Annotated in this window: 21 protein-coding genes; 8 read left to right on the forward strand and 13 right to left on the reverse strand. The window is 60.9% G+C overall.

Annotation, left to right across the window (positions count from 1 at the left end; all coding sequences use genetic code 11):
- Positions 1-11: 11 nt before the first annotated feature.
- The 3 genes from G505_RS20820 to G505_RS0107340 all read right to left on the reverse strand — a co-directional run bounded on the left by G505_RS20820 (position 12) and on the right by G505_RS0107340 (position 2,969).
- Positions 12-389 (reverse strand): hypothetical protein, encoded by a 378-nt coding sequence (locus tag G505_RS20820; protein ID WP_157509098.1) that lies wholly within the window; start codon positions 387-389, stop codon positions 12-14.
- Positions 331-1,566, reverse strand: coding sequence for a Na+/H+ antiporter NhaA (gene nhaA / locus G505_RS20825; protein WP_051215962.1), 1,236 nt, complete (start codon positions 1,564-1,566; stop codon positions 331-333). Before nhaA ends, G505_RS20820 begins: the two co-directional genes overlap by 59 nt.
- A gap of 230 nt (positions 1,567-1,796) precedes the next feature.
- Positions 1,797-2,969, reverse strand: coding sequence for a hypothetical protein (locus G505_RS0107340; RefSeq protein WP_028108986.1), 1,173 nt, complete (start codon positions 2,967-2,969; stop codon positions 1,797-1,799).
- Between the two features lie 264 nt (positions 2,970-3,233).
- On the opposite strand from G505_RS0107340, the gene G505_RS0107345 reads away from it, so the two are divergent.
- Positions 3,234-3,428 (forward strand): DUF3955 domain-containing protein, encoded by a 195-nt coding sequence (locus G505_RS0107345; RefSeq protein ID WP_035385167.1) that lies wholly within the window; start codon positions 3,234-3,236, stop codon positions 3,426-3,428.
- Between the two features lie 55 nt (positions 3,429-3,483).
- Here G505_RS0107345 and G505_RS0107350 read toward each other — a convergent pair whose 3' ends face one another.
- The 5 genes from G505_RS0107350 to G505_RS0107370 are packed head-to-tail and all read right to left on the reverse strand — an operon-like array spanning position 3,484 to position 8,518.
- Complete coding sequence (locus G505_RS0107350; RefSeq protein WP_028108988.1) at positions 3,484-4,719, reverse strand: ABC transporter permease; 1,236 nt, start codon at positions 4,717-4,719, stop codon at positions 3,484-3,486.
- A complete protein-coding gene (locus G505_RS0107355) occupies positions 4,716-5,903 on the reverse strand; it encodes an efflux RND transporter periplasmic adaptor subunit (protein WP_028108989.1) in 1,188 nt (395 codons plus the stop codon). The genes G505_RS0107350 and G505_RS0107355 overlap by 4 nt, the downstream gene beginning before the upstream one ends.
- Positions 5,900-6,880, reverse strand: a complete 981-nt coding sequence (locus G505_RS20830; RefSeq protein WP_051215964.1) for an HlyD family secretion protein — start codon at positions 6,878-6,880, stop codon at positions 5,900-5,902. The genes G505_RS0107355 and G505_RS20830 overlap by 4 nt, the downstream gene beginning before the upstream one ends.
- A complete protein-coding gene (locus tag G505_RS20835) occupies positions 6,877-7,833 on the reverse strand; it encodes an HlyD family secretion protein (protein WP_051215965.1) in 957 nt (318 codons plus the stop codon). Before G505_RS20835 ends, G505_RS20830 begins: the two co-directional genes overlap by 4 nt.
- On the reverse strand, positions 7,823-8,518 hold the full coding sequence (locus G505_RS0107370; protein ID WP_028108990.1) for an ABC transporter ATP-binding protein: 696 nt from the start codon (positions 8,516-8,518) through the stop codon (positions 7,823-7,825). Before G505_RS0107370 ends, G505_RS20835 begins: the two co-directional genes overlap by 11 nt.
- A gap of 342 nt (positions 8,519-8,860) precedes the next feature.
- Here G505_RS0107370 and G505_RS23455 point away from each other — a divergent pair, with 342 nt between their 5' ends.
- Positions 8,861-8,992, forward strand: coding sequence for a hypothetical protein (locus G505_RS23455; RefSeq protein WP_281169887.1), 132 nt, complete (start codon positions 8,861-8,863; stop codon positions 8,990-8,992).
- On the opposite strand, the gene G505_RS0107385 is transcribed toward G505_RS23455, so the two are convergent.
- From G505_RS0107385 to recC, 4 genes are read right to left on the reverse strand one after another with little or no spacing between them, the layout of a single operon-like run.
- The gene (locus G505_RS0107385) at positions 8,976-9,368 is read right to left on the reverse strand and encodes a VanZ family protein (protein ID WP_245568344.1); all 393 of its coding nucleotides are present in this window, start codon (positions 9,366-9,368) and stop codon (positions 8,976-8,978) included. The genes G505_RS23455 and G505_RS0107385 overlap by 17 nt on opposite strands.
- On the reverse strand, positions 9,365-11,413 hold the full coding sequence (recD, locus tag G505_RS20840; RefSeq protein WP_051215966.1) for an exodeoxyribonuclease V subunit alpha: 2,049 nt from the start codon (positions 11,411-11,413) through the stop codon (positions 9,365-9,367). The genes G505_RS0107385 and recD overlap by 4 nt, the downstream gene beginning before the upstream one ends.
- Complete coding sequence (gene recB / locus G505_RS20845; RefSeq protein WP_035385168.1) at positions 11,410-15,003, reverse strand: exodeoxyribonuclease V subunit beta; 3,594 nt, start codon at positions 15,001-15,003, stop codon at positions 11,410-11,412. Before recB ends, recD begins: the two co-directional genes overlap by 4 nt.
- Positions 15,004-18,408, reverse strand: a complete 3,405-nt coding sequence (gene recC / locus G505_RS0107400) for an exodeoxyribonuclease V subunit gamma (RefSeq protein WP_028108992.1) — start codon at positions 18,406-18,408, stop codon at positions 15,004-15,006.
- Positions 18,409-18,638: 230 nt separating this feature from the next.
- Between recC and G505_RS0107405 the strand changes: the two genes are divergently transcribed.
- The 6 genes from G505_RS0107405 (at position 18,639) to G505_RS0107430 (ending at position 25,609) form a co-directional block, all read left to right on the forward strand.
- A complete protein-coding gene (locus G505_RS0107405) occupies positions 18,639-19,358 on the forward strand; it encodes a hypothetical protein (protein WP_028108993.1) in 720 nt (239 codons plus the stop codon).
- Positions 19,355-19,999, forward strand: coding sequence for a glutathione S-transferase (locus G505_RS0107410; RefSeq protein ID WP_028108994.1), 645 nt, complete (start codon positions 19,355-19,357; stop codon positions 19,997-19,999). The genes G505_RS0107405 and G505_RS0107410 overlap by 4 nt, the downstream gene beginning before the upstream one ends.
- A gap of 98 nt (positions 20,000-20,097) precedes the next feature.
- The gene (locus G505_RS0107415) at positions 20,098-20,946 is read left to right on the forward strand and encodes a putative selenate ABC transporter substrate-binding protein (RefSeq protein ID WP_028108995.1); all 849 of its coding nucleotides are present in this window, start codon (positions 20,098-20,100) and stop codon (positions 20,944-20,946) included.
- A gap of 7 nt (positions 20,947-20,953) precedes the next feature.
- Entirely contained in the window at positions 20,954-21,640 is a 687-nt protein-coding gene (locus tag G505_RS0107420) for an ATP-binding cassette domain-containing protein (protein ID WP_028108996.1), read from the forward strand.
- A complete protein-coding gene (locus G505_RS0107425) occupies positions 21,633-23,150 on the forward strand; it encodes a PhnE/PtxC family ABC transporter permease (RefSeq protein WP_051215968.1) in 1,518 nt (505 codons plus the stop codon). The genes G505_RS0107420 and G505_RS0107425 overlap by 8 nt, the downstream gene beginning before the upstream one ends.
- Before the next feature lie 191 nt (positions 23,151-23,341).
- Entirely contained in the window at positions 23,342-25,609 is a 2,268-nt protein-coding gene (locus G505_RS0107430; RefSeq protein WP_028108998.1) for an ATP-binding cassette domain-containing protein, read from the forward strand.
- Between the two features lie 286 nt (positions 25,610-25,895).
- On the opposite strand, the gene G505_RS0107435 is transcribed toward G505_RS0107430, so the two are convergent.
- A complete protein-coding gene (locus G505_RS0107435; protein ID WP_245568345.1) occupies positions 25,896-26,939 on the reverse strand; it encodes a hypothetical protein in 1,044 nt (347 codons plus the stop codon).
- Between the last annotated feature and the right edge of the window lie 52 nt (positions 26,940-26,991).

Below are 26,991 nucleotides of genomic sequence, written 5' to 3' on the forward strand. Positions count from 1 at the left end.
CCTGCAAAACGTTACTTGGGACAGGTCATCAACGCCGCCAGCGCCTGGGACAGCTCCTCCTGAGAGCTGATCTTGCCTTCGGCGGCCAGCTCATCCAGTGCCAGCACCATCTGGTCCCGTTGCGGCGCATTCTGACGGCACAAGGCTTCGTTAGCCTGCTTAAATCGCTTGCCGCCCCGATATTTCAGAGCCCGCTCGCTCAGGGTATCCGTCGGCAACCCCGTGACACCGCTACCTGCCCTCAGGGCCAGGGCGCCGTCCACAGCCCCCTGAAGATAGTTAAGGCACGCATCACTTCTCGGCGCCTCCTGACACTGGGCCAGGTTGATGTCATTGGCCCACAGGGCCGGGCTGGCCACCAGTGCTGCTATCGCCACTATCTTTCTCATGGATACCTCTCTTATTCTCAGTTAACGAACTCTTGAGCACCAGGTAGCCACCGATGGCGGACAAGGCGGATCCCAACAGAATCCCCAACCTGGACATATCTCCGTAATTCACCACACCGGCTTCGAACGCCAGCGACGCCACAAACATCGCCATGGTAAAGCCGATACCACACAGCAGGGACACACCCAGCAGCTGGGACCAGCGCACGCCCTCAGGAAGCTTCGCCAGCTTGAGCTTCACCGCCAGGTAGCTCATCCCCAGGATGCCAATAGGCTTACCCAGCAACAGACCCAGGGTGATGCCCAAAGGCAGCGGCGACACCAAGTCAGCCATGGACATCCCTTCGAAGCTCACTCCGGCGTTGGCGAAGGCGAAGACCGGCAGAATCATGTAGGTGCTCCAGGGGTGCAGCTTGTGCTCCAGGAACTCACTGGGGCAATCACCATCCTCATCCTTGGTCAGAGGAATGGTGAAGGCCAGCACCACACCCGCCAGGGTGGCGTGCACACCAGACTTCAACACCGCAATCCAGAGCACCGTGCCCAACAGCAGGTATGGCACCAGGCTGCGCACACCCAGCCTGTTGATCACCACCAGTGCCGCGACTGCCGCCGCCGCAATCACCAGGCTGATGGTGGACAGGTCACCACTGTAGAACAGCGCGATGATGATGATGGCCAAAAGGTCATCGATGATCGCCAGGGCCAGCAGGAACACCTTCAGGGCCAGAGGCACCCGGCTGCCGAGCAGGGCCAGTATGCCTAGGGCAAAAGCGATGTCGGTGGCCGCAGGAATGGCCCAGCCACTGGCTGCCAGGGGATCCTGATGGTTAAACATCAGGAAGATGGCTGCAGGGGCCACCATGCCGCCGATGGCGGCGAAGCTGGGCAGTGAGGCCTGGCTCAGGCTGGAGAGGGTGCCATGAAGCAGCTCTCGCTTCACCTCGAGTCCAATCAACAGGAAGAAGAAGGCCATCAGCAAATCGTTGATCCACAACAGCATAGGCTTGTGCAGATCCAATGCCCCCACCCGAATCTGTACCGGGGTGTTCAAAAAGGCATCATAGAAGCGATCCAGCGGGGTATTGGCCATCAGCATGGCCAAGGCCACCATCACCATAAGGATGATGCCCCCGGACGACTCCTGGTTAAAAAAGTTCTTAATGACGGTCTTCATTTAATAGCTCCAAAAACAGGTAGGAGAAGTGTAGACGCAACATACACTTCCATATAATCGATTCTTTTGGGCTTTTAACTCGATATTTCCGAGCATAATAAGAAGGGATGGTGTCTGACCTTCACCATACTGCCCTCCACTGCGCTGTCTGGTGCGAATCGAAAGAGGGTCTGCGAGACACAAACCACTCAAGTGATTAACTTAACAACAAATTACAGATGCGGACAGGATTAAGTTTGGTTCAGGGAGTGTTCAGATTGCACCCCTTCCGCAGGACGAATGGGGGTCACTTTGGGGTCGGTGAACGCGGGGGGAGGTTGAAGTTCTTTGTTCAACTGCTGCCTTGCTAACTGGAGTTCGGATCTCATTTTGCACGCATCATCGATCACATTGTTGAGGTGGTGAATCATGGTGTCGAGCTCGTCCTGATCCCCGGCGGCCAGCTGAACATGGTAGTTACGCTGCTGGTCCAGTGCCCGAATCGCCAGGGACAACCCGATGATCCGCCGCTGCAGACCCACAGCTATCCTGCGGCAACCACACCAGGCCAACAGCACAGCGGGAGCCAGCAAGCTGACCAGCCACCCCAGTCCCACCACCGTCTGACGCCATCTGGCCTGCATCGCCTCAAACAGAAACTGGCTCTGCAGCTTCATATGGGCGGTAAGAGCCTCAACCCGCTCCTCGGGCAATGTGCCAGCCTCCTGAGTGACTGGGGCCAGGGTATGAGGCGGACGGCTGCCTCCCTGCCCGGCGGACTTAGGGTCCAGACGGTCTCTGTATTGATTCAGATGAAGATTGCTCTGTTGACGCAAGCGTTGTCGCGAGGCCTCGGAGGAGACAAAGCCCAGTAACAGCAGGCTCTCCTGAGCCTGAGCCACCTCAGCCAGGGCCTGGAACCTTGAGGTTAGCTGCCCATCAGGCAGTGAAGCCAGAAACTGACGCTCCCAGCGGTTGACCGCCGCAACGCTCTGGCTCAGATAACTGCTCCACTGCTTCAGGGACAACTCCCCCTCAAGCCATGAATTGCGCATCCAGCCCAGCCCGCCAATTACGGCATTGACGGCCACCAGTTCCGGGGTATGCGCCTCCTGCTCGGTTAACCACTGGCCCTGGGCGGCCAGAAAGTTGCTCACCGCCAGGTCCGAGGCGATGGCCAGGCTGCTGCTGCTCTCACCCAAGGCATGGCCTGGCAACAATCCTGACCTCTCCCGTTGCAGTGTGAGCACCAGCCGGCGCCCCTCCGCCATCGCCACGGCTCGCTCGGGCAGCAGTCGCTCCTGCCACAGCTGTGTTCCCCGCTCACCCAGCAAATAACCCGAAAGCAACAGCACCAGGCCGAAAGGCAGCCACACCAGCAAAGCGAATTTCGTCTTGATTGAGCCGCGATCCATCCAGGCCATGGGGTCACTCCGATTGGGTTTAAGCCAAGCTTAGACGGTGATTGGTCACTTAGCGTAATTCCCCTCAAGAAAAATGGCATACGATCAGAGGCTTTGACAGATTCCCTGTTGAAAAACTTTCGGCGGCTCTGTCGATGAAAAAACAAAATTTCTTAGCGGAATCTTTGCCGCAGTGATTGAAAACAGCGGTTTTCGACCCCATATACCGAAGGACGTGGAAGCGATGTTGGGGAGAGGTGAAGTGTGAGTCTGAGGATGTTGAGAATGCCCCTGCTCCTGCTGGGTCTGAGTTTGTTGTGCATGATTTGCTACCACCTTATCGGCAGCCGGGTCGATGAGTCAGGGAGCCTGGTTGAACCCTTCGCCCTCATTCCCCTGGGGTGGATGCTGCTGTTGCTCAGTCTGGTCAGCCTGGTGGTGCAATGGTTTCGCCTCAAGAGAGCGACTGCCCTGGGTTGACGACCCGACGCGATAAGCAACGAGCCCCCGATGTCGGGGGCTCTGCGGTTTCAGCCTAGTCCCTTTGCAGGGCGATGATGGGATCCAGTTCCGCCGCCTTGCGGGCCGGATACCAGCCAAAGGCCACCCCGACTACCATGCACACCCCCACCGACAGCAGCAGCGACATGGGAGACCAGGCCACCTGCCAATCGGCGTACGCCCCGATCACCAGTGACAACAGGATCCCCGCCAGGATGCCGATAAGGCCACCACAGGCGGCGATCACCAGAGACTCGGTAATAAACTGCCTGGCAATATCCCGCTTGGTGGCCCCCAGCGCCCTCAGCAGTCCGATCTCGCCGGTACGCTCCATCACGGTGGCCAGCATGATGTTCATGATGCCGATGCCCCCGACCAGCAGGGAGATCCCGGCGACGCAGGCCATCACAATGTTAAAAATACGCTGAGTCTGCTGATACTGAGCCAGCAGATCGGCCGGCACCACCACCTGGTAATCAAACTCGCCCCCGTGGCGGCGACTGAACAGGTGGTCGATGGAGGAGGCAGCCAACGGAGGCTCGACCCCATCGGCCAATTGCAGCTTGATGCTGTCAAGCTGGTCCTCCAGCGGCTTGAACGCCAACTTCTTCAGGGCGGTGTTCAGGGGAATGAACACCTGGTTTCGTTCACCGCCCAGCTTGACCCCCTCGATCTTCGACTTGGTTTGCTCACCCTGAGCCAGGACAGCCACCACCTCGAACCACTGGTGATTCACCTTGATGCTCTGCCCCAACGGCGACTGGCCGGGAAACAGCGAAACCGCCGCCTCGGCCCCCAGCACCGCCACCTGACGGTAGAAGCGGTTGTCCTGGTTATCAAACAGCTGCCCTTGAGCCAGGCGGATATTACTCAGCTCGAAGTGACTGGGTGTCACCCCCACCACCTTGGCGTCGCTGCGACCCAGAGGGCTGAACAGGTTGTGCACCCGCACCTCCTTGCTGGCACTCCACCCCTGAAGAAAGGGCAGAGTATCCATGGCACTGTGCACATCACCCAGGCTAAGACCAACGCTGTGCTCCCGCACCGTTTTCAGGGCTTCCCCCTCACTGGGTCTCGATTCCACCACGACGTTACGCAGCCCCATGGACTCGATCATCGACAGCGCTTCACGCTCGGCGCCCTCGCCGATGGAGAGCATGGCGATCACCGCCCCGACGCCGAAGATCATCCCCAGCAGAGTCAGGCCGGTGCGCAGCTTGTGATGGGCCATCTCCCCCAGGGCCTGACGGATCTCATTCAGATGATTCATAGGGCCACCTCAGCAGGCTTTGCCAGGGCGATGACATCGCCCGCGTTGAGTCCAGAGACAATCACCGACCGGTTCAGGCTGCGGTCGCCGGGCGTCACCGGCTGTTTCACAAAACGGCGCCCCTGCTTCAGATAGACCCAGGCCTGCCCCTCTTTCTGGAACAGCGCCTGATTGGGGATGGAGAACACCTGCTCCTGGTGACCCACCCTGACCCTGGCGGTCACCTCTCTGCCCGGGAACATCACCTGGGTATCGGTCTGCTCCAGCTCCACATTGAACGCAAAGTAGTTCACCGGCGAGTTGTTGTCCTTGGGCTTGGCCAGGGCCTCGACCCGGCTGACCTTGCCTCTGAGCAGGCGGTCCGGATAGGCATCGAGATGAAGCTCCACCGGCAGACCCACTTTCAGGCCCGCCGCTTCAGACTCCAGCACCCAAAGCCGGGCTTCCATCCTGCTGACGTCAGGGATGGTGCCTATGGCCATGCCAGACCACACCATGTCGCCGCTGATCGCCGGACGTCCCTGGAAACCGTTTACCAGCACAAACAGACCATCAGCCGGCGCCACCACCTCCATCTGTTTCAGATTCTGGGTCGCGGTCTGGACCTTGGAGAGGTGCCCCTGCTGTTTCAGTTCGATCAGTTGCTGCTCCGCCTGAGAACGGTTGCGCTGCTCCCCCTCGTCCCAGTCGAGGTAGCCCAGCTTGGCGTCCAGGTAATCCCGGTTTCTCATGTTGTCGATGATCTCAATACGGGAATACACCCTGGGGTCATCGCTGTGAAAACGCTCCGCCAACTCCCTCTCCTCCCCGGTCACCTGACGCCCGGACAGGATCTCATTCAGCTGCACCTGATCCCTGCCCTGCTGCAACTGACCGTCGAGGGCCAGCTTATCGATTTCAAACTGAGCCAGAGAGGCGTCCAGCTGCTGGCGTTGGCCATCGAGCCGGGCCACCACCTGGCCCTTGATCACCGGAGTGAAGTTCTCGGCCACCCAGGAGAGGCTCTGTGGACCACGCAACCCGCCAGGCACCGATACCGTCTGCGCCTGAGCAGGCTCCAGCTGTCCCCGCGCATCAATAATATGAGTAAAGGTCTGGGGCTCGACGGCGAGGGTCAGCACCTGATCCCGCGGAGCTTCACCGCACCCGGCCAGCAGAAGCAACAGCAGCAACACACGAGTCATAGCACCACCTCCACCTTGGCGGTCATCCCCGGGCGCATCAGTTCGGCGTCGGGCTCCTCAATGGTGGCAACCGCATCGAACACCACCACCGGCACCTCCTGGTTCTTGCGACGAAACACCGGGCTGATCTCTGTCAGGCTGCCATGAAACGCCCGTTCCGGCGCCGCATCCAGTCGAATCAACACAGGTTGCCCCAGCGCGACCCTGCCCGCTTCCACCTCGGGAATGGCCAGCTTCACCTCCATCTTGGACAGGTCCGGCAATCGAATCAGGTCGTCACCGGCGAAGACGGAGGCGCCCTCCTTGATCTTGTTGCCATCGAAGGTGGTGCCAATCACCACCATGCCGCTGCGGGGGGCGGTGATGGTCATCTTGCTTATGTCCGACTTGAGCTGTTTGACCCTGGCCTGCCAACGCTGGCGGTCCCCTTCGAGCATCACCAGTCGCTGCGCCGCCCCTTCGCGCTCCAGTTCAATCTCCTTTTCGATCAGGCTCACCCGGGCATCGGCGATTTCGGCGTCCCGGGCGTACTTCTCGCGCTCCAGCCTGGCCACCGAATCATCCTGAATCTCGTATTTGCGCCTGGCTTTCTCCAGATTCATCCTGGCCTCCGCCAGATTCAGCTTCAGCTCCTCCAGCTTCTTCTCATTGCGCATGCCCGAGGTATGGATATCCTGCTCCACCGCCGCCAGATCGGCCTGGCGCAGTTGCAGACGCTGACGCAGATCCGAGGTGTCCAGCCTCACCAGCACCTCGCCTGTATCCACTTCAACCCCTTCCGGCGCCAGGTACTTCACCTGATACTGCCACTGGCGCCGAACCGGCGGCGGTGACAGCCCCAGTGAATCCGCTGATGCCAGCTCGCCACTGAGCTGAAGCCGGCTCTGCACCGGGGCCTGAGCGTGCGGCTGCTCTGGCTCGGCTGGCGTACAACCCATGAGCACCAGGGGTAACATCATCAACCACATGAGTCTCATCTCTGCTCCTCCAGCTGCACCTGCACGCTCATCCCCGGGGTCAGCTCGACGGCGTCGCGGTCCGCCAACGCAATCTCAATCTGGAACCAGTTGCTCTCACCCCAACCATGGCGGCGCTCTCCGTTGAGGGCCACCGCTGTGACCCGCCCCTGAAGGCCGATACCGGGGTCTGCATCCAGCGTCAATGACACTCTGGCCCCCGGCCGGACTCTGTCGACATCCACTTCATTCGCCCAGGCCCACACCTGCAGGGCATCGAATCTGGGGATGGTGGCCACCTGGGTCCCGACCTGAACCGTGTCACCAATCTCTGTCTTTTTCCCATCCCAACGGCCGCGCGCGTAGATCATCGGCCCGGCGTGGGTCGCCTTCAGCTCAAGGCCGGAGATCAGTGCCTGAGCGTTGGAAAGTTCCACCTCTACCTTGGCTTTGTCCAGATCCAACTTGGCCTGCTCCCGTCCGGCGGTGAGCCTGGCCTGCTCCAGCGCCTCCTGGGCCTTGTCCAGTTCAGAATGTGCCTTGAGCAGCTCAAACTGTTTATCTGCGTACTCCTTGGGGCTTTGGAAGTCGGCTGGGACCTCGGCATCCAGCTGAGCCTTCTCCAGTTGCAGCCGCTTCTCCTTGAGGTCGAACTCGGCCTTGAGGTTACTCTGCTCCACCTCGACCCGCTTCGCCTGTCTGGACGCCTCCACCTGGATCAGCCTGGCTTCCAGTTGATCCAGTTCGGCGCTGACGGTGGACTTGTCGAACACCACCACGGTATCGCCGGCCTTCACCATGCGCCCTTCCGGCGCCATCCATTGAATCTGATAACGCCAGGAACGGCCGGCCCTGGGCACCGTCAGGCTCTGGGCCTGGGCGGACGCCACCTCGCCGGTCAACAGCAGCGGCGCCGCCTCCAGCCAGGGAGCCAGCAGGCCGGTGCAAAACAGCAGGTACAGACTAAGCCGCATGGTGAGTGCCCTCCTCGATACGCTCGATGGCACCGTCACGCATCCACAGAATCCGCTTGGCATTGCGTGCCACCTCCTCCTCATGGGTCACCAGGATGATGGTCTGGCCCTGGGCATTGAGCTCCTTGAACAGCTCCATGATCTCCACCGAGGTCTTGCTGTCTAGGGCACCGGTGGGCTCATCCGCCAGCAAGATGGCAGGCTGATTAATCAGGGAACGGGCGATGGCCACCCGCTGTCGCTGACCGCCGGAGAGTTGATTGGGGCGATGCTCCATTCTACCGTCCAGGCCAACCCGGCTCAGCAGGGCTGTGGCGCGTTCTCTGTCCTGCTCAGGGTTGCCTTCCAGACGGCGGTAGCGAAGAGGAAGCAACACATTCTCAAGCGCGGAAAGCCGGGGAAGCAGGTGGAAGCTCTGGAACACAAAGCCGATGCGTTCATTGCGTACCCGGGAAAGCGTGTCGTCGTCCAGTTCGTCCACAGACTGGCCGTCGAGGTGATAGTGACCACTGCTGGGCCTGTCCAGACAGCCGATGAGATTCATCAGGGTGGACTTGCCGGAGCCTGACGGCCCCATGATGGCCACGAACTCGCCGGCTTGGATGGTCAGGCTGACCCCTTTGAGGGCCGCCACCAGGCTCTCCCCCATCTGATACTGTTTGGTTAGGTTTTCTATGGTGATCATAACGACCTGCTTAAAACGTGCGCTGGACTCGGTACCACTGCCAATTTGGGGCTCGAACCTACCAGTAAACACTGTGATTAACCACACTTGCCTGGCAAGAAAATGTAACTTACTGCTTTGATTTCTTGAGTAAAGCTGAGTCGATACTGCCTCCAAGCAGGTTCAGACCAGTGACGACTCTGACCTTCTGCTCAGACATCATCGCCGCCTCAGCGACTCCATAAGAAGGGAGTCGAAAACCTGTACATCAGATGCCCATACGGTTGACTGAACTAAGGGGTGATGAAAATCGACACGACATGAGCCGAGCGATCCCCGGCGACTCACGAACTGAGCTGGGGATTGCACCAGATTGAGGAGACGGGTCAGGCCGCCTCAAGGGTCACCGAAACCGTGTCCCTGCAAAGTCAGGAGCTCAACGCACTGTTTCAGGGGCTGACCCGCAATTGTGAGCAGTTCAGCCTAATCGCCTGAGCAGGACGCGGCTGAGCAGAGAGAACACCAGAATTCCCAGGACATCGGCCATCAGATCGGTGCTGTCCAGGGTACGGTTAGGAAACCAGGCCTGACTGAACTCCTCCAGGGCCGCCACCACAAACACCAGAGTGGCCCCCCAGTAGACCTTCAGAGGCCCGCAGCGCCAGCCTCGACCACCGGACATCAGGTTCAGCCCCAGGGTAACCAGGCCAAACAGGGTGAAGTGTCCCAGCTTATCGCCGTAGGGCAATTGCCTCACCAGGCTGAAGAAGATGCTGGACTGGCCGGTGTTGGCCAGGTAGATCACCCAGGCGATGAGCCCGATCAGCGCCAGAGTCGCCATCCAGACCAGGGATTTCAGCCTGCCGCTCATCCCCGCCCCTCCAGCGCGGCCAACCGCTGAGCCAGGCCGGAGGCCCGGACCGTGCGCCGGCCAATGGCACTGGCCACCAACTGAGGCCGGGGCAGCAGCAGACTGAACCAGGTGCGGGCCCGGGTGATGCCGGTGTAGAGCAGCTCCCGGGTCAGGATGGGACTGTCCGACGCTGGCAACACCATGGCGGTATGGGCAAACTCCGATCCCTGGGATTTGTGCACCGTCATGGCAAAGACGGTATCGGCGTCGGCAAGACGGCTGGGTTGCACCGATTTCAGCCCGCCATCCGGGGTGGGAAACGCCACCCGCAGCCTGCGCTCTCCGCGCTCGTCATAGAGTGGCAGGCAGAGTCCGATGTCACCGTTCATCAGCTTCAGGCTGTAATCATTGCGGGTGAGGATCACCGGACGCCCCGGGTACCAGCCCTGATCCCGCTCGATGAGGCCGGCCCCCTTCAGAGCCTGGGCGATGCGCCGGTTGAGGCCGCTGACCCCGAACTCCCCGTCCCTCACCGCACACAATAGCTGGAAGGCCCCGAACGCCCGGTGAAGCTCCAGGGCCCAATGGCTCTGTAGCCCAACCAGTTCGGTCCAATCCTGCTCACTGCTGCACCGGGCCGCCCTCTGCTCCAGCTGAGACAGCCCCTGGTGCATCTGTTCCAGATAGTGGCGGTACCCCAATGGCTGCGCCTCATCAATGCCTCTGCCTTCGTTGGCATCCCCGTCGATACAGAGCCGTTCCAGGGTGCGGTCCTGTTCGCCGCTCAAGGAGGCGCTGAGCAGATCCGGCCAGGGCTCGCCGAACAGCCTGGCCGCGTCACGGCTGTTGCCCAGGTTGACGGCGGCCGCCAGACGGCCGATGCCACTGTTGGCATCGAAGCGATGACTCTTTCTCAGCAGGGCAATCTGCTGGTCCAGGTCGGTGCCCTCACCCAGCCAGGGGCTCAGGTCGTAGCCGCTGGCTTGTGACAAATACCCCAGGGTGGCCGGGCGATAGTTGGCGCCGTCGGCCCGGCGACAGAGATCCCCCAATACGGCACCGGCCTCTACCGACGCCAGTTGGTCCTTGTCCCCCAGCAGGATCAGCGAAGCGTGCTCAGGCATCGCCTCCAGCAGCGCCGCCATCATCTCCAGATCCACCATGGAGGCTTCGTCCACCACCAGCAGGTCCAGATGCAGGGGGTTGCCCCGGTGATGACGAAAGTGGCGGCTGTCCGGTCGCGAGCCGAGCAACCGATGCAGGGTCGTCACCTGAGTGGGGATGCACTCTTGCACCGCGTCCGGCAAGCCACTCAAGGCGCCGGAGAGTGACTCAGACAATCGGGCTGCCGCCTTACCCGTGGGCGCCGCCAGGCGGATTCTCAGCGGCTCGCCCCGGAGCATCTTCGGCCCCTGCAAGGCCGCCAGCAGCCGCACGACCGTAGTGGTCTTGCCGGTTCCCGGTCCGCCGGAGATCACCGTAAAGCGGCTGCGACAGGCCAGGGCCGCCGCCACACTCTGCCAGTGCACCGATTCGCCGCTGGCCTCATCCGCCGATTTCAGCGGGGCGAACAGCTGGGCCAGCTCCGCCTGGGTGGCGCCGGTGTCCACCTCCAGCGGAGACAGGCGCTCCTGGATCTGGCGGGCCACCTGGCACTCATAGCGGTAGTATCGCCTCAGGTAGAGGCGACCCTGGCTCAGTACCAGCGGCTCACTGCCCTCCCCTTCGGACACAGACACCAGGGGCGAGGCACAGAGCGCCTCCACCAATGCCGCCTCACTCCAGTGGGCCATCAGCTCAGAGGGATGGGGCAACTGGACCGGTTTGCGCCCCTCGGGGGGCAGGGCCAACACCTCACCGGGTTGGGCCAGCAGTTGCGACAACTCCAGGCACAGATGGCCGCGGCCCAGCTGGTGGCTGGTCCAGATCGCCGCCAGCACCACTTCGGCCGCAGTGTCCGGCTGCTGCTCCAACAGCAGATTGGCCAGCGCCAGGTCCAGGGGGCGAATCCACCCCTCTGCCAGATAAGCGTCAAGCTGCTGCATCAGTTCGTTCAAGGTCATGCCTGTGCCCCCTCAAATGCCAGGTCCATCGCTTCGATCAGGGCCCGGTCCGGGCAGAGCCCAAGCACCCCTTTGTCCGCCCGGTTATCGCCCATGCCTCGCAGGAACAGGTAGAGGCCGCCGCCCATATGGCGGTCATAGTGGTAATCACTCATGCGGCTCTTCAGCAATCGGTGCAGAGCCAGGGTGTAAAGGGCCAGCTGCAGGTCGTATCGGTGAGACAACATCCCCGCTTTCATCGCCTGAGGCTCATACGCCTCGGCCTCGGCGCCCAGGTAGTTGGACTTGTAATCCGCCACGTAGTAACGGCCCTGATGTTCGAAGGTCAGATCGATAAAGCCCTTGAGCATGCCATCCAGGTGCTGGGGGCGCAGCTGCGGCCTGGGCTCCCCGGGCCAGATGTGTTGCCGCACCAGGCTGTCCAGGTGCTGAACATCCAGTTGATGGGCCGCAAACCAGAACTCCATCTCCGCCACCACGGTGGAGAGATCGCATAGGGCTGCCTGGCTGCCCATCAGAGCCATGGGCTGAGTCAGCATCTGCCCCAGCCACTGCTCCAGAGTGGGCTGCCACTCTTCCAGTCCCTTATGCTCACAGCGGCGGGCCACCTCCTCGGAGAGGGCCTGCGGATCCACCGTGCCAAAGCCCTCATCGGCGATCCACTCCAGCAGGTCGTGGAGGAAGGTACCGGGAGCGGCTCCCCGCGGGAAGGCGTGGATGGTGCCGGGCTCGGGTTCCTGCTCCAGTGGCATCAATCCCTCGGCCATCAGCTCCTCCATACGGCTGAGGGTACCGCTGGTGCTGGTGTCGCTCTCATCCAGGTGGTGGCTCATGCCGGTCAGCAGGCCGGAATAGGATCCCACCCGCCAGCCCGATGGCACTGCCCGGGTGGCTTCGCGGGCCTTAAGCCGGGCAGGATCGGTCACCTCGGCCAGATATTGATTGTCCCTTGGCTCGGGGAGACTGGACAGATCGATGCCCTCCTCGCCGGCCAGGACGCTCAGGGCATGCTGCAGCTCACCGTAGGTCATGGGCTGACCGCCGCCGAGCAGGTAACCCAGGCCGCCCAGATGCAGATCGCTCATGTCACGCTTGCCGCTGCGCCCCAGCTTGACCGGTGCCAGCCCGAGGAAACAGGCGTAGACCGGACGGGTCAGTGCCACGTAGAGCAGGCGCAAGTCTTCCGCCAGGCGCTCATGCTCCGCCTGCTCCAGGGCCTCAGCCTCTGGGTTGAAGGCCACCTGGCTGCCCTCGGCGCTGCGATAGGTCAGCAGTCCATCTTTGGCGGTGGCCTGGCGGAACCCCAGGATGAAGGGCAGGAACACCAGAGGGTACTCCAGCCCCTTGGATTTGTGGATGGTCACCACCTGAACCAGCTCGGCATCGCTCTCCAGGCGCAGGATCTGATCGTCGTCCCCCTGGCCAGACTCAATCTGCTCCGCCAACAGACGCAGCAGCGCCAGCTCGCCGTCCAGGGTGGCCGACGCCCCCTGAAGCAGCTCAGCCAGGTGCAGCAGGTTGGTGAGGCTGCGCTCACCGCCCCCCTGGTGCATCAACCGGCTGGCCACACCGAACTTGGCCATCAGGGCGCGAATCATCGACAGCACCCCCTTGCCTTGCCAGTGCAGCAGCAACTCACGGAAGCTGTCGACCATCTCATCCCAGGCCCGTTCGTCCCGGTTCAGGGCATCCAGCTCGGTCCACTCCATACCCAGGGTGGCGCAGGCCAGGGCCGCGCGAACCCCCGCTTCCCGCTCCGGTGCCGCCACCGCCTGCAGGATCAGCAGCAGATCCTGGGCTTCGGCACTGGCGTAGACCGAGTCCTTGTCGGACAGGTAGACGCTGCGAATTCCGCGGCTGTCCAGAGCCTGTCGAATCGCCCTGGCCTCGGTAAAGTCCCTGACCAGTATCGCCATGTCGGCGGCGCGCAGTGGGGTGAGGCCATTATCAGAGCGGAATCCGGCCCGCCCCTCCCTGGCCAGGTTGAGGTAGCGACAGATCTCCGAAGCAGCGGAGTGCGCCTGGCGCTCAAGGTAACTTCCCTTGTTGATGGGCCCCTCGTCGGGGTCGAGCCACAGGTTCAGCGCCGGCGTCGGTTCATCCTCGATCTCCAGATGCGCTTTGCGGCCATTGGCAGCCACAGACTCGAAGGGGATCTGCTCGCCAAACAGGAAGGTGCCCTGCGGATAGTCGTCGGCCAGGCGGAACACCCGGTTCACCGAGGCCACCATGGCCTGGGTGGAGCGGTAGTTGGTCCCCAGGGTGTAATGGTTGGGGGCGGTATCGCTGCGCGCCTGCAGGTAGGTATGAATATCGGCACCGCGGAAGGCGTAGATCGCCTGCTTGGGATCGCCGATCATCAGCAGCGCCTGCTCCGGGCTCTCCTTGTAGAGCCGCTGGAACAGCCGGTACTGGACCGGGTCGGTGTCCTGGAACTCATCGATGAGCGCCACCGGGAACTGATCGCGTATGGTCTGAGCCAGGGCGTCGCCGCCCTCCGCCTCCAGGGCGGTATTGAGGCGTCTCATCAGGTCGTCGAAACCCAGCACCGCCTGACGCTGCTTCTCCGACTCCATCCGTTCGCCGACCCAACTGGCCGCGTGGCACAGCAGGTTGCGCTTGAGATCCAGCCGCTCCAGCGTCTCCACCAGGGTGTGCATGGCATCGAAAGCCGGATTGGCATCCACCTGCTTGCCCTTGTTGCAGGCCGCCTGAATCCCCTCCTTGGTGAAATGATCGCAGGCCTTGGAGCGCTTACTGCCGTTCATCGGCAGCAGTTGCCCCTCATCGTCGAGCCAGGCCTGGATCTCATCCAGCAGGGCCGGCTTGATCTTGGCCTTGGACACCAGCTTGTTTGCCAAAGCCTGATGCACCAGCTCGCTGACCGCCGCCAGTTCACTGCGCCACACGATTTTGGCGCGGCGAACCGCCTCCATCTGCTGGGCGGCGATCTCCGCCGGATTTTGCCCCTCGAGCTTGCGCCCCAGCAGGGGCATCAGCGCCCTCTCCAGGTCCGCCGGGGTGGCATAGAGCCGGTGGATGGGCCTCAGTGCCCCGGTGTCCAGCGGGTAGAAGTGCAGTCGCCAGTAGTCCCGTACCGCCTCCTGACGCAGACCGCTGAGATCGGTCTCCAGTTGCAGGTTGAACAACGAGCCGGAATCGAAGGCGTGCTCCCTGAGCATCCGCTGACACCAGGCGTGGATAGTGTGAATGGCGGCCAGGTCCATCATCTGCGCCGCCAGCTCCAGCTTCAGGGCGCAGCCCGGATGCTGCTCTGCGGGATAGTCCGCCAGCAACTGGGTCAGAATGGGGTCCAGCTCGTCCAGCTGGCCGCGAAACGCCTTGGCCCCCTCCACCAACCGGCGGCGGATACGATCCCTGAGCTCTTCGGTGGCCGCATTGGTGAAGGTCACCACCAGGATCTCCGGTGGCAGCAAGGGACCTTTGGGATGGGCCTGTCCGTCCCCATGACCCAGCACCAGCCTCAGATAGAGGGCGGCAATGGTGTAGGTCTTGCCGGTGCCGGCGCTGGCCTCAATCAGCCGGGTTCCCTGCAGGGGGAACTGGACAGGGTTGAGTCGTTGAGTCATCTAGGCCTCCAGCCGGGTGGGCAACACCAGCAGAGGCTGGTAGAGATCCTCAGCCAGGCTTGCGAAGCGCTGGGGATCCAGTTGGGAAAAGTCGGGAAACTGACGAGTCAGATAGGGGCTGTAGCCCAGATCGCCCCCGCCGAAGAAACCGGGTTCATAGGCAACCTGGGCCTTACCCATCCGTTCCTCATCGTCGCCGTCCGCAGCCAGGTAGGCCAGTGCCGCCCTGGGGGCCACAGGCAGAGGCTGTTGCATCCCTTCCAGATAACGGCTCAGCAGAGTCTGCAGCTGCCGATGAGCGGATTCGGCCTCCATGGGCAACAAACTCCAGCTGCTGTCGGCGCCGATAAGCACCGACGTCATCGAGTGGCCACAGGCACAGCCCGCCAGATGGCCGAGATAGAGCCTGGCCATATGCAGTGGGTTCTTCAGCCCCTTGTCGGTGGCCAGCACCGCCGGGCGCACCTCCACCTGGTGCCAATGGCTATCGCCACTGCGATAGAGACGGCTGAGCCAATCCTCCATGGCCAGACCGGGCACCTCAGCCCTGAGTTCCAGGGAGGTTTCCACCAACTCCAGGTCGGCGGTGTAGCGGCGCAGGGATTCGAACGCCTCCACCGCCGGACGGGTCAGGTCATCGCCCGCCAGCGCGGCGAACCCCTTCATCGGCAGTTGTCCCCGTCCGGTGAGCCGGGCCAAAGTATGGTCTACGGCGCCCTTGGCCCCATCCGGTTCGCCCATATAGAGCTCTCCCAGCAACTCCTCTCGGAGCAGGTAGCGCTGCAGGTTGTCCAGGGCAAAGGGCTCCAGATCCTCGCTGGCCGCCACCTCCACGTTGAACCACACCCCGAGGCGCTGATTCATGAAGCAGCCCACCGGATCCTTGAGCAGCCCCACCAGGGCGCGAAGCTCGATGGGCTCCTCCCCCTGCCAATTCTCCATCTGCGTCTGCGCCTGGGCGTCCGGCGGCGTATGTACCTGGCACCACTCCCGACCATAGGAGAACAGTTGCCCTGACCGGACATCAAAATAGCTGCTGGAGAAGGGCTGCAGCGGATGAACCCAGGTGAGACGCTCGATCAGCGCCTCGCCGCCTGCGAAGGCGCTGGCCAGGTAATCCCGCAGCTGTCCCACCAGCACCGAAGGGGTGCGCTCGGTGTTGTCGCGGACGTTGCGGCCGACATAGCTGATATAGAGCTGGCTGCGCGCCGCCAGCAACGCCTCCAGGAACAGATAACGGTCATCCTCGCGGCGGGAGCGATCGCCGGGCCGGTATTGGCCGCGAATCGCCATCAGATCAAAGTCCAGGGGCGGACGGCTCCTGGGGTAGTCGCCATCGTTCATCCCCAGCAGGCACACCTGCCTGAACGGGATCGCCCGCATGGGCATCAGGGTACAGAAGTTCACTTTCCCGGCCAGGAAGCGTTGGGAGACCCCCTCCTCGCCAAAGGGTGCCAGGGCCACCTCACGCACCACGGTGATCGGCAACGGCTCCTCCAGCTGGGCCTCATCACAGGCCTCCAGCCAGTGGGCCATGGCATCCTGCAGTCGGGTCAGCAGCAGGGTTTCCTGCTCATCCTGAGGTTCAAACAGCGAATCGGTGCTCTCCCGCAGCAGTTGATGCCACTGGGCCGGGGTGTGACTCTGCCCCAGTTGCTGCCACAACTCACCCAACCGGTCGATGAGCAGGCTGAGCTTGCCCACCAGGGCCGCATCCAGGCCGCCCACCTCGTCCAGGGGTTCGATGCCGTGCCAGGCTTCCCCGTCACCGACGGCGTAACCCAGCAGCATCCGCTTGAGGCCAAAACGCCAGGTATTCTGCTCCAGCTGGGCGGGCAGCTCCAGGGCGTGGCGCTGCTCGCCATCCAGCCCCCAGCGGATTCCCGCCTGCTCGACCCAGCGTCCCAGCAGCGTCAGTTCGGCCTCATCGATGCCAAACCGTGCTCGAAGGGCCGGCACCGACAGCAGCTCCATCAGTTCGGACACCGCAAAGCGGGACCGGGGCAGATGCAGCAGCTTCTCCAGGGCCAGCACCACCACCTGATGACCGCGCTCAGGCCGGTCGGCGATGGTGTAGGGAATGTAGCGGTTGTCGTCCCGGTCCAGGTGGCCAAACACCGCTTCGATGTGGGGCGCGTAGAGATCCACGTCCGGCATCATCACGATCACCTCGGAGGGGCTCAGATCCGGCTCCTGCTGGAAGCGCTGCAGCAATTGATCGTGCAGGATCTCCACTTCGCGCTGACGGCTGTGGGCCAGGTGAAACACCAGGCTGTGGTCCTCCTCGGCGACTGGCCAGGGGGTGTCCGGCATGGGGTCCAGATCGAAGATCCCCTGCTGCATCCGCCTCAGAATGGACTCTGGCCCCAGGTCCATGGGAGGGGACCAGAGATCGATGCTCTGAAAATGGCTGCGGTACTGATCCGGCTCGTCGATGCCATAGAGCATGCCGATGTAGTCCCTGCCCTGCTTGCCCCAGGCCGCCAGCAGAGGGTTGGCGTGCTGATGCATCTGCTCCAGGGAGAGCAACTCCGGCGTTCCAGGTTTGGGGGTGTGTCTGGCCCGGGCCAGCTCCCGTCGCAACAGTTCTCTGTCCTCGACGATGTCCGCCCAGAAATGCTGGCAGGGGTTCTGCACACAGAGCAGGATCTGGCAGTGCTTGGCCAGCGCCTTGAGGGCTTCCACCGCCTGCTGAGGCAGGGCGCTGATGCCAAACACCAGCAGCCGCCTGGGCAAGCCTGGGGGGCGGGACTCGGCACTCTCCAGCGCCTGGATAAAGTGCTGATGCAGGGAGGCCCGGCTGCTGCCCCGCCAGTGCGGCGCCATGTCGGCAATCAGGGCACGCCAAAGTCTGGGCTGCCAACACAGCGCCTCCTCCAGAGGCTGGCTGCGCCCTTCACCATCGACCATCTCGTCCCGGCCGACCGCCCAGGCATCGAGCCAGTCCGCCCGATACACCTGATACTGGTCAAACAGATCCGCCAACTGCTCCGCCAGTTGATCCCGCTTGCGCAGATCGTCGTCCTGCTCCAGGAAACGGCGCAGCGGCGCAAACGCCTCCTGACTGAGCAGTTGCGGCAACAACTTGAGAATTCGCCAGCGAAGCCTGGGTTTGTCGAAGGGGGAGTCCTTAGGCACCGCCTCGGCGCCCAATACGGTGCGATAGCTTTCCCAAAGGAAGCGGGACGGCAGCTGCATCTCCTGGGCGGCGGCAATCTTCAACTGGGGATCTGCGGCGAAGGCCAGTTTCAGCCACTGGGCCATACCGTTGCTCTGCACCAGGAACAGCTCCCGCTCCAGAGGGGCCAGAGGGTGGTGGCGTACCCACTGCACCAGCAGATCGCGCAGGTCCTCCATCTGATTGGCGTGAATGATGGAGAGACCGGGTTGAAGTTGAGCCGACATCGACGCATCCATTGCTAAGCTAAGTCTGCCAATCATAACGAGATTTCAGGCTTTGCTCTATGGCCCCGGACACTCAGGCGACCAAGGGGTGACAAATCCATCAAAGCAGCGGGTCACTGCCTGTGGCACCGGCCTGGCAACACTCGCTCTGGGTCATTCGATTTTGACGAACAACCTGAGGATCCATTATGTTGTGCCTCATTAATCTGCCAGGGAGAATCAAGGCCCCAATGTCGCTGCTAAAGCCAGCCAGGAAGCTGCACAAAATCCTAAGTTATTTCGTCTTTATTCAGGTCACCCTGTGGATTGTCGGCGGCGCCTATTTCGCCCTGGTGCCCTTCAAGCCTCTGGTAAAGGGCCAGGATTACTATCAGCCACCCGCGCTCACCGCCGATCCGCTGTCCGTGTCGGAGACCATTCGCTTTATGGAGACCCCCCTGGAGTCTCTCTCCATCAGCCCATCGGCACAGGGCCCTCTGCTCAAAACCAACCAGAGCGTGTTTTCCGTCAATACCGGTCATGAAGCCCTGCCCATCGATAAGGACGCCATCGCCCGCTTTGCCCAGACTCTCTATACCGGTCCGGGATCGCTGAAGCCACCAACATTTCTCGACACCATAGAGCCCAAAGTCGCGGGGCTGGTGGATGAGGTGGGCGGCAGACGCGAACTGTGGCTGGTTGAGGCGAACGACGGTCCCGGCACCCGCCTCTACTTCGATGCCTATGGCACTCTGGTGACGGTGCGAAACGACGCCTGGGTGGGTTTCGACCTGCTGTGGAAACTGCACATCATGGACTATGGCGAGGGGGAGGATTTCAACAACCCCCTGCTGATGGTCTTCTCCGTCAGCGCCCTGCTGTTTGCCCTTTCCGGCTGCGTTCTGGCCATTGGCGGTCTGCGCCAGAGCCTGTCCCGCCGCCTGACCCGGCGTAGAAGAGCCCGGGGATGACACGGCCAACCCTGTACAGCTTTCGCCGCTGCCCCTACGCCATGCGGGCGCGACTGGCCCTGGCCTACCTGGGGCGCCCACTGGCCCTCAGGGAGGTGGTGCTGAAACACAAACCCTGGGAACTGCTGGCCCTGTCCCCCAAGGGCACGGTGCCGGTGCTGCAACTGGCCGATGGCCAGGTGCTGGAGCACAGCCTGCAGATCATGCTGTGGGCTTTGGGTCAGGCCGACCCTGACCTGTGGTGGCCAAAGTCCACCGAACAGCAGCGGCTGACCCTGGAGCTTATCCAGCGGAACGACGGCGAGTTCAAGCACTGGCTGGACAGGTATAAATACGCCGATCGCCACCCCCACCCTCAGCAGTGGTACCGGCAAAAGTCCGAGCCTTGGCTCGACCGGCTGGAAGCCATGCTGAAGCACTCTCCCTGGCTATTGGGAGACAGATTGACCCTGGCGGATGCGGCGCTGCTGCCCTTTATCCGTCAGTACGCCATGGTGGACCGCCCCTGGTTTGACGAACGCTACCCTGACTTAAACCTGTGGCTGAGCCGGTGGCTGGAGGGTGACCTCTATGGCCGCATCATGACCAAGTTTTCCCCCTGGCAGCCCGGCGATCCGCCTACTCTGTGGCCAAGTAACTAGACTCGACTTATCAATGCCATAAAATCGGCGTAACATATCGCCCCCTTGAACCGAATTCCGGCCCCCGGGCCACAATCCACATTAGGAATCACAGAGCCATGCGTCGACTGATTGCCCTGCTGACCCTGGCGGTAGCCCCGCTGGTTTCCGCTCAGACCTTTACCTTCACCGCCATTCCTGATCAGGATGAGTCCAAGCTGCGCAGCCGCTTCGATCAGGTTGCCGACTACCTCTCCGGCGAACTGGGGGTCGAGGTGAAGTACATCCCGGTGAAATCCTACGCCGCCTCCATCACCGCGTTCCGCAATAACCAGGTCCAGCTGGCCTGGTTCGGTGGCCTCTCCGGCGTACAGGCCCGCGCCCGGGTGCCCGGCAGCGAAGCCATTGCTCAGGGCTATGAAGACCAGTTTTTCAAGTCCTACATCATTGCCCACACCAGCACCGGCCTGGAAGCCGCCGCCTCCCTGCAGCAGGCGATGAAGGGGATGACCTTCACCTTCGGATCCAAAGGCTCCACCTCCGGTCGCCTGATGCCCGAATTCTACCTGCGTGAAGCCTTCCAGGAAGCGCCCGACAAGAGCTTCCGCAAGGTGGGCTTCAGTGGTGACCACAGCCGCACCATCGCCCTGGTTCAGGCAGGCAGCTACCAGGTTGGCGCGGTGAACTACAAAGTGTGGGAATCTGAGCTGGCCGCCGGCAAGGTGGACACCAGCAAGGTGAAGGTGATCTGGGAAACCCCCACCTACCCCGACTACCAGTGGACCATTCGCGGTGACGTGGACGCCCAGTATGGCGAAGGCTTCAAAGCCAAGGTGACCCAGGCGCTGCTGCAGATGAAAGATGAAAAGCTGCTGAACGCCTTCCCGCGCTCCAGCTTCGTACCGGCCACCAACGCCGACTACGCCCCCATCAAGGACACCGCCAAATCCATCGGCCTGATGGACTAAGGCGAGCATGAGTGCTGAGCTGGCCCTGCAAGGGGCCTCACTGAAGATCGGTGACCAGTGGATCGTCAAGCCGCTGTCCCTGACCATACACGCCGGCCAGACCGTGGCCCTGGTGGGGGAAAGCGGTGCCGGCAAATCCTCCCTGCTGGAGCTGCTGCGCCGCGCCCACGAGGACCAGGTCGCCTGGTGCCCCCAGCACCCGGCCCTGGTGCCCATGCTCAGCCTCTACCTCAATGTCTACATGGGCCGGCTCCATGAGTTCGGCCTGTGGCAGAACCTGGCCAACCTGGTCCGGCCCGATGCGGCCCAGTGGCGAGCCATTCAACAACTGGCCAATGAGTTGGGGCTGCTCAACGGCAGTGGCGACCAGCGGCTGAGTCAGTCCGCCGAGCGCTTCTCCGGTGGCGAGCAGCAGAGAATCAACATCTCCCGGGCCCTGTTCCAGCAACGCCCCATCTTTCTGGGCGATGAACCGGTGTCTGCGGTGGATGAGGCTCAGGCCAGGCGCATCATCGAGCGCATCAAGGCCCATCACCAGACCACAGTACTGGCCCTGCACGACGTGGACCTGGCGCTGGCCTGTGCCGATCGCATTATCGGCATGAGTCAGGGTGAGGTGGTGCTGGATAAACCGGCTAATCAGCTGGATGCCACCACCCTGCTCACCCTCTACCCCAGTCATCAGCATGGCTGAGTCCCTGCCCAACCGGTCGAACAACCGGGCCGCCGAATTTCGTCGCATTACGCTGCTATTGGCACTGGCGGCGCTGTTGTGCCTGCCCTGGGCGGACCTGGAGATCACTCAGGTGTCCCCCGGTGCCGAGCTGGCCCGATTGGTGGCCGGCGCACTGAGCCCCGATTTCTTCGCCACCGAATACCTGCTGGAGGCAATTGCCACCACCCTGGCCTTCGCCCTGCAGGGGATCGCCCTGGCTGCCCTGTGCGGTTTGCTGCTGGCCCTGTTCTACCGCTACCCCGTGGTTCGGGTGAGCGCCGCCCTGCTGCGCTCGGTTCATGAACTGTTCTGGGCACTGATGTTCCTGCAGGTGTTTGGCCTGAGCTCCCTCACCGGCGTCCTGGCCCTGTGGATCCCCTACACCGGCATCTTCACCAAAGTGTATGGCGAAATTCTGGAGGAGGTCGACCCGGCTACCGAGCAGGCACTGCCGAGAAGCGGCGGCATCGCCAACGCCATCAGCCGGCTCGTTTATGCCAGGCTGCCCCTGGCCTGGCCACACATCCGCCACTACACCAAATACCGGCTGGAGTGCGGATTGCGCTCCTCTGTGGTGCTGGGTTTTGTCGGCCTGCCCACCCTGGGCTACCACCTGGAGACCGCCTTTCGGCAGGGGCTCTACGGCGAAGCCGCCGCCCTGCTCTATCTGTTCTACCTGATCATCGCCACCATGAAGTGGTGGTGCCGGGCGCCCCTGCTGCCCCTCTACCTGGGGCTGGCGCTGTGGTACCTGCCGCCGGTGGCCTCCATCAACGGTGAGCTGATCTTGCAGTTCTTCACCCAGGACATCGTGCCTGCGCCACTGAAAAACGGTGGCGAACTGTGGCCCTGGTTCCTGCGCCTTTGGCAGGAACAAATCTTCCCCGGGCTGACCGATACCCTGCTCCTGAGCCAGATGGCCCTGCTGCTGACCGCCCTGCTGACCCTAATATGGTTCCCCCTGCGCAGCCGCTGGTTCTTTGGCCGTCCCCTGCGCGCCCTGGGCCAGGGATTTCTGATTGTCACCCGCTCCACCCCTGAGTTCGTACTGGCGTTCGTCGGCCTGCTGATTCTGGGACCCAGCCTGCTGCCGGCCCTGCTGGCCCTGGGGATTCACAATGGCGCCATCATCGGCCATCTGGTGGGGGGCTACGCCCAGGAGCTAAAACTCAGGCCCGACGATGCCCCCACAGGCTACAGCCGGGTCGGGCTCTACTTCTATCAGGTGCTGCCCAGGGTCTACCCGCAGTTGATCACCTGGCTGCTCTATCGCTGGGAGATCATTCAGCGGGAAACCGCCATTTTGGGAGTACTGGGGATCACCACCTTGGGCTTCTACATCGACTCGGCGTTCGAGGAGTTCCGCTTTGACCGGGCCATGGTGCTGATTGGCGCCGCAGCGCTGCTAAACGTGGCAGTGGATGCCACCGCACGGGCTCTGCGCGCCCGGCTGCAGCAGGGGGACCGACTGTCCCGGCGCGATGCTTGAGGTCACTTTCCTGGCGTCTACCCAAAAGGGCGTCAATCGCCACGAAGCGGCCATCGGACAGTTTCAGTCAGCTCTGTCTCCATTGCCGCCTAAATTGACTATGAAACTCATAATACTATTTGCTCTGTATTTCTCGATTCGCTAATATTTGCGACATATTTCTACACTGTAGATATAGGTCGGATAGCAGTATGCGAGCCATCAATATCATTAACGCGCACCACAACAACTTGAAGTCCGTCGACATTGCGATCCCGCGCAACCGAATCGTCTGTTTTGCGGGTGTATCCGGCTCAGGCAAGTCCTCCTTAGTGTTCGATACCATCCAGGCCGAGGCCCAGCGTCAGCTCTATGCGACCTTAGGCACCTATGCGCAGAATCACCTACCAACGATTCCCAAGCCGGATTGCGATTTGATCGAAAACCTGTCGCCGGCGGTAGTGATCCGCCAACAGCGCAGCCGAAGCAACGGCCGTTCGACCGTGGGCACGGTCAGCGAGATCGCCGCCTTTTTGCGCCTGCTATTCTCTCGTTTGGGTACGCCCCAGTTGGGTGCCTCCAACCACTTCTCCTTCAATAAACCGGAGGGTATGTGCCCGTGTTGCGGCGGCAGCGGGCAACTTATGGAGCTTGATGTTGACAAGGTATTTGATCGCAGCCGATCGCTAAACCAGGGGGCGATCCTGTTTCCAGAGTTTAAGGTGGATGGATGGCAATGGAAGTACATCGCCTACTCCGGTTTCTTTGACCGGGATCGGCCGTTGCACCAATACGACGAGACGTTGTGGCACAGACTGCTGTACGGAATTGAGGAGAACGTCTCGCTGGACGGCGGCGATCTGGGGCTGACCATCACCTACGAAGGGGTGCTTCGTAAGATCCAACGCCTCTACATCCACAAAGATCAGGACAGCCTGTCGAGTCGCAAGAAACAGGCGGTGGCGCCGTTCCTGTCGGTACAAACCTGCCACAGCTGCCAAGGTGCCAGGCTTAAAGCCGAGGCACTCTCAGTGACGCTTAACCGCGCCAATATCCATACGGTCTCCCAGATGCAACTGGATACCTTGAGCGCCTACTTGGATGGGATCCAAGCTCCGCAAGCGGATACCCTGCTGGCACAGATCCGCAACAAGGTTAGGCATTTGGTCGAGATCGGCCTAGGCTACCTCTCGCTGTCCCGCCCTATCGCAACCCTCTCCGGTGGAGAAGCGCAGCGGTTGAAGCTGGCCAACCAACTGGGCTCCAGCCTGACGGAGATACTCTACATCCTGGATGAGCCCAGTGTCGGCCTGCACCCCAAGGATGTGCATCAGCTAAACCGACTGCTTGCGCAGCTCAAAGATCAGGGCAACTCGGTGCTGGTGGTGGAGCATGATCCGGACGTGCTGGCCATTGCCGAGCATGTGATCGAGGTGGGCCCCAAGGCCGGCACCCAGGGCGGCAACATCGTGTTTCAGGGCAGCTATGCGCAACTGCTAGAAGCGGACACCCTCACGAGCCGGGCCCTTAACGCGCCGCTGTCGGTCAAGAAGGCACCACGAAAACCAATGGGTCACCTGCCCATCCGCGAAGCCAACAGCCACAACCTGAAAAACGTCAGTGTGGATTTGCCCACTAGCGTGCTGTGCTGCCTCACCGGAGTGGCCGGCTCTGGCAAAAGCAGTTTGATCCATCACGAGTTCCTCAAACGCTATCCCGATGCCATCGTGGTAGACCAATCCGCCGTCGGCCAATCCCAGCGCTCTAATACCGCCACCTACACCGGCCTGTTTGATGAGATCCGCAAGCAATATGGCAAGGCTAATATGGTCAAACCCTCGCTGTTTAGCTTTAATTCAGAAGGGGCCTGTCCAGAGTGCAAGGGGCTTGGGTTTGTCGAGATGGAGATGGCGTTTTTGGAACCGGTACGAACCCAGTGCAAGGCATGCAAAGGTAGCCGCTATGCCGAGTCCACCCTGCAATACAGACTAGCAGGGCTCAATATCGCGCAGTTGCTGGCGCTGACTGTGGATCAGGCCGCTGAGCTTCTCACCGCACCCAAACTGGCCAAGCACCTGACCGTGCTGCAGCAGGTTGGATTGGGCTACCTGACTCTGGGACAGCCGCTCTCCACCTTGTCTGGCGGCGAATGTCAGCGCATCAAGCTCTCCAGCGAACTGCACAAGTCGGGTCAAGTTTACGTGTTGGATGAACCAACCACAGGGCTACATTTGTCGGACATCGCCCGGGTGATGGCGATCCTTGAACGGCTGGTAGCCCAGGGCAACAGCGTTTACGTCATCGAGCACGACTTGGATGTGATCGCACAAGCCGATTGGGTGATCGATCTCGGCCCCCACGGCGGCGAACAAGGCGGTCAGATCGTCTTTGAAGGCACGCCTGGCGCGCTGCTGCAGGCCGAGCACAGCCATACCGGCCGTTACCTGGCTAAGTATCTGGCCCGGAGAAATAGCGCGTAAGAGCTCTGTCGCTGGAGGGAGAATATATTTGAAGTAACTAGACACCAAATAAGGGGCTTAAAGGGTCAGAGTTGTGGATATGACGACTGACTGCTACTGACGCTGAAGCGAGTTATCACGGGATCATGCCCCTGGGGTTGGAGGCGCTGCCTGTCAATCAGGCTGCGCACGCCACAAAGAGGTCATCCAGACTAGCAAAGCAGTGCCTCTTGGTTAGCTCTTTACACTGGTCAATCAGTCGGTGGGATTTTGTTTTACCCCATGACTGGGAGAAGGCTCATATGGGTTATGCGTAACTTACCGTTACTAACCTTACTTCTGTTGGCACTGCAAGATACTCATACACCGCCCGCACTTTTCTTACAAAATTCTCATCTCTTGATAATAATACATTACAAAATGAGGCCATTGACGCGTGGCTATTATCGCTCATCGCGGCTATGAATCGTCTTTCCTTATGTACTTTGGAGTCAGGAAAATAACCAAGAGTGTTAAGCATGTTATACATACCGGTTATTTTCTGGTGTAGGTGGTAAGGTCTGTCAGGGTAGATCGGGTTTATACGGATCTGGAAAAAGTCTTCTAAGCTGTTGATGTGAGCGCTTTCTGGTAACTTAACGCTAACAGCATCCCATATCTTTTCGATCACTTTCGGTGGCTCTATATTATTTAATTCCTTTGGGCCTATACCCACTGACTCTCTGTAGGACTTTATTCCATTCCACTCTGTCGTATCAGGAATATCTTTCGATATGGTATTTTCAAGCTCATGAAGCGTAGATTTATATTGTTCCATAATTAATTCGGAATACTTTTTAATCTGCGATCTCATTCCAACAGGAAGTTCATCAGCTTTTTCTAGCATACCGTCCATAAGCTGTGCAAAGGCAGAAAGCTGTTCCTCATGAATATCGGAAATGCTATCCCCCATTCTTCCACCAGAAAACTTGAACAACCACTGGTTCATTGAACTTTCAATGTTTTCATGTTCATTATCATTGCTACAATATACTTCGAATGCTTCAAATACATCCCTGCAAGTGATGGTTGCTTTATCAGTGATAATGAATCCGGGTTGCTCAATAGCTATTTTTAAATGATATGAGCCGAGTTCTTTTAGTACATTTAGAAAGTCGTTTTCGTAGCCGGTAGATCGCCTTATCTCTTTAAGAGTTTCGTCAGAATAAACGATCTGGAACTTATCTATTAGTTCCTGCCCAAAACTACCGACGCCATTCTTAACGAAAAGATCGAGAATGTTTTGATCTAAGTATAGTGTCGGTTTTCCTGAATATTTAGGTATAGAATCCATACTCATCTCTGATTGCATGATGCTCCACTTAGCTGGATCAGCTTGCCCGGCTAAACTATACGAGGCACGA

It is taken from the genome of Ferrimonas futtsuensis DSM 18154, assembly GCF_000422645.1.
Classification (GTDB): Bacteria; Pseudomonadota; Gammaproteobacteria; order Enterobacterales; family Shewanellaceae; genus Ferrimonas; species Ferrimonas futtsuensis.

Bases quoted from the DNA above. Each gene is read 5' to 3' on its own strand.
- G505_RS20830 (WP_051215964.1), bottom strand. From the start codon at position 6,880: ATGAGACTCATGTGGTTGATGATGTTACCCCTGGTGCTCATGGGTTGT.
- G505_RS0107430 (WP_028108998.1), top strand. From the start codon at position 23,342: ATGCGAGCCATCAATATCATTAACGCGCACCACAACAACTTGAAGTCC.
- G505_RS0107435 (WP_245568345.1), bottom strand. From the start codon at position 26,939: ATGCAATCAGAGATGAGTATGGATTCTATACCTAAATATTCAGGAAAA.
- recB (WP_035385168.1), bottom strand. From the start codon at position 15,003: ATGACTCAACGACTCAACCCTGTCCAGTTCCCCCTGCAGGGAACCCGG.
- G505_RS0107350 (WP_028108988.1), bottom strand. From the start codon at position 4,719: ATGAATCATCTGAATGAGATCCGTCAGGCCCTGGGGGAGATGGCCCAT.
- nhaA (WP_051215962.1), bottom strand. From the start codon at position 1,566: ATGAAGACCGTCATTAAGAACTTTTTTAACCAGGAGTCGTCCGGGGGC.
- recD (WP_051215966.1), bottom strand. From the start codon at position 11,413: ATGACCTTGAACGAACTGATGCAGCAGCTTGACGCTTATCTGGCAGAG.
- G505_RS0107405 (WP_028108993.1), top strand. From the start codon at position 18,639: ATGTCGCTGCTAAAGCCAGCCAGGAAGCTGCACAAAATCCTAAGTTAT.
- recC (WP_028108992.1), bottom strand. From the start codon at position 18,408: ATGTCGGCTCAACTTCAACCCGGTCTCTCCATCATTCACGCCAATCAG.
- G505_RS0107345 (WP_035385167.1), top strand. From the start codon at position 3,234: ATGCCCCTGCTCCTGCTGGGTCTGAGTTTGTTGTGCATGATTTGCTAC.
- G505_RS20835 (WP_051215965.1), bottom strand. From the start codon at position 7,833: ATGCGGCTTAGTCTGTACCTGCTGTTTTGCACCGGCCTGCTGGCTCCC.
- G505_RS0107385 (WP_245568344.1), bottom strand. From the start codon at position 9,368: ATGAGCGGCAGGCTGAAATCCCTGGTCTGGATGGCGACTCTGGCGCTG.
- G505_RS0107355 (WP_028108989.1), bottom strand. From the start codon at position 5,903: ATGACTCGTGTGTTGCTGCTGTTGCTTCTGCTGGCCGGGTGCGGTGAA.
- G505_RS0107420 (WP_028108996.1), top strand. From the start codon at position 20,954: ATGAGTGCTGAGCTGGCCCTGCAAGGGGCCTCACTGAAGATCGGTGAC.
- G505_RS0107425 (WP_051215968.1), top strand. From the start codon at position 21,633: ATGGCTGAGTCCCTGCCCAACCGGTCGAACAACCGGGCCGCCGAATTT.
- G505_RS0107370 (WP_028108990.1), bottom strand. From the start codon at position 8,518: ATGATCACCATAGAAAACCTAACCAAACAGTATCAGATGGGGGAGAGC.
- G505_RS0107340 (WP_028108986.1), bottom strand. From the start codon at position 2,969: ATGGCCTGGATGGATCGCGGCTCAATCAAGACGAAATTCGCTTTGCTG.
- G505_RS20820 (WP_157509098.1), bottom strand. From the start codon at position 389: ATGAGAAAGATAGTGGCGATAGCAGCACTGGTGGCCAGCCCGGCCCTG.
- G505_RS0107415 (WP_028108995.1), top strand. From the start codon at position 20,098: ATGCGTCGACTGATTGCCCTGCTGACCCTGGCGGTAGCCCCGCTGGTT.
- G505_RS0107410 (WP_028108994.1), top strand. From the start codon at position 19,355: ATGACACGGCCAACCCTGTACAGCTTTCGCCGCTGCCCCTACGCCATG.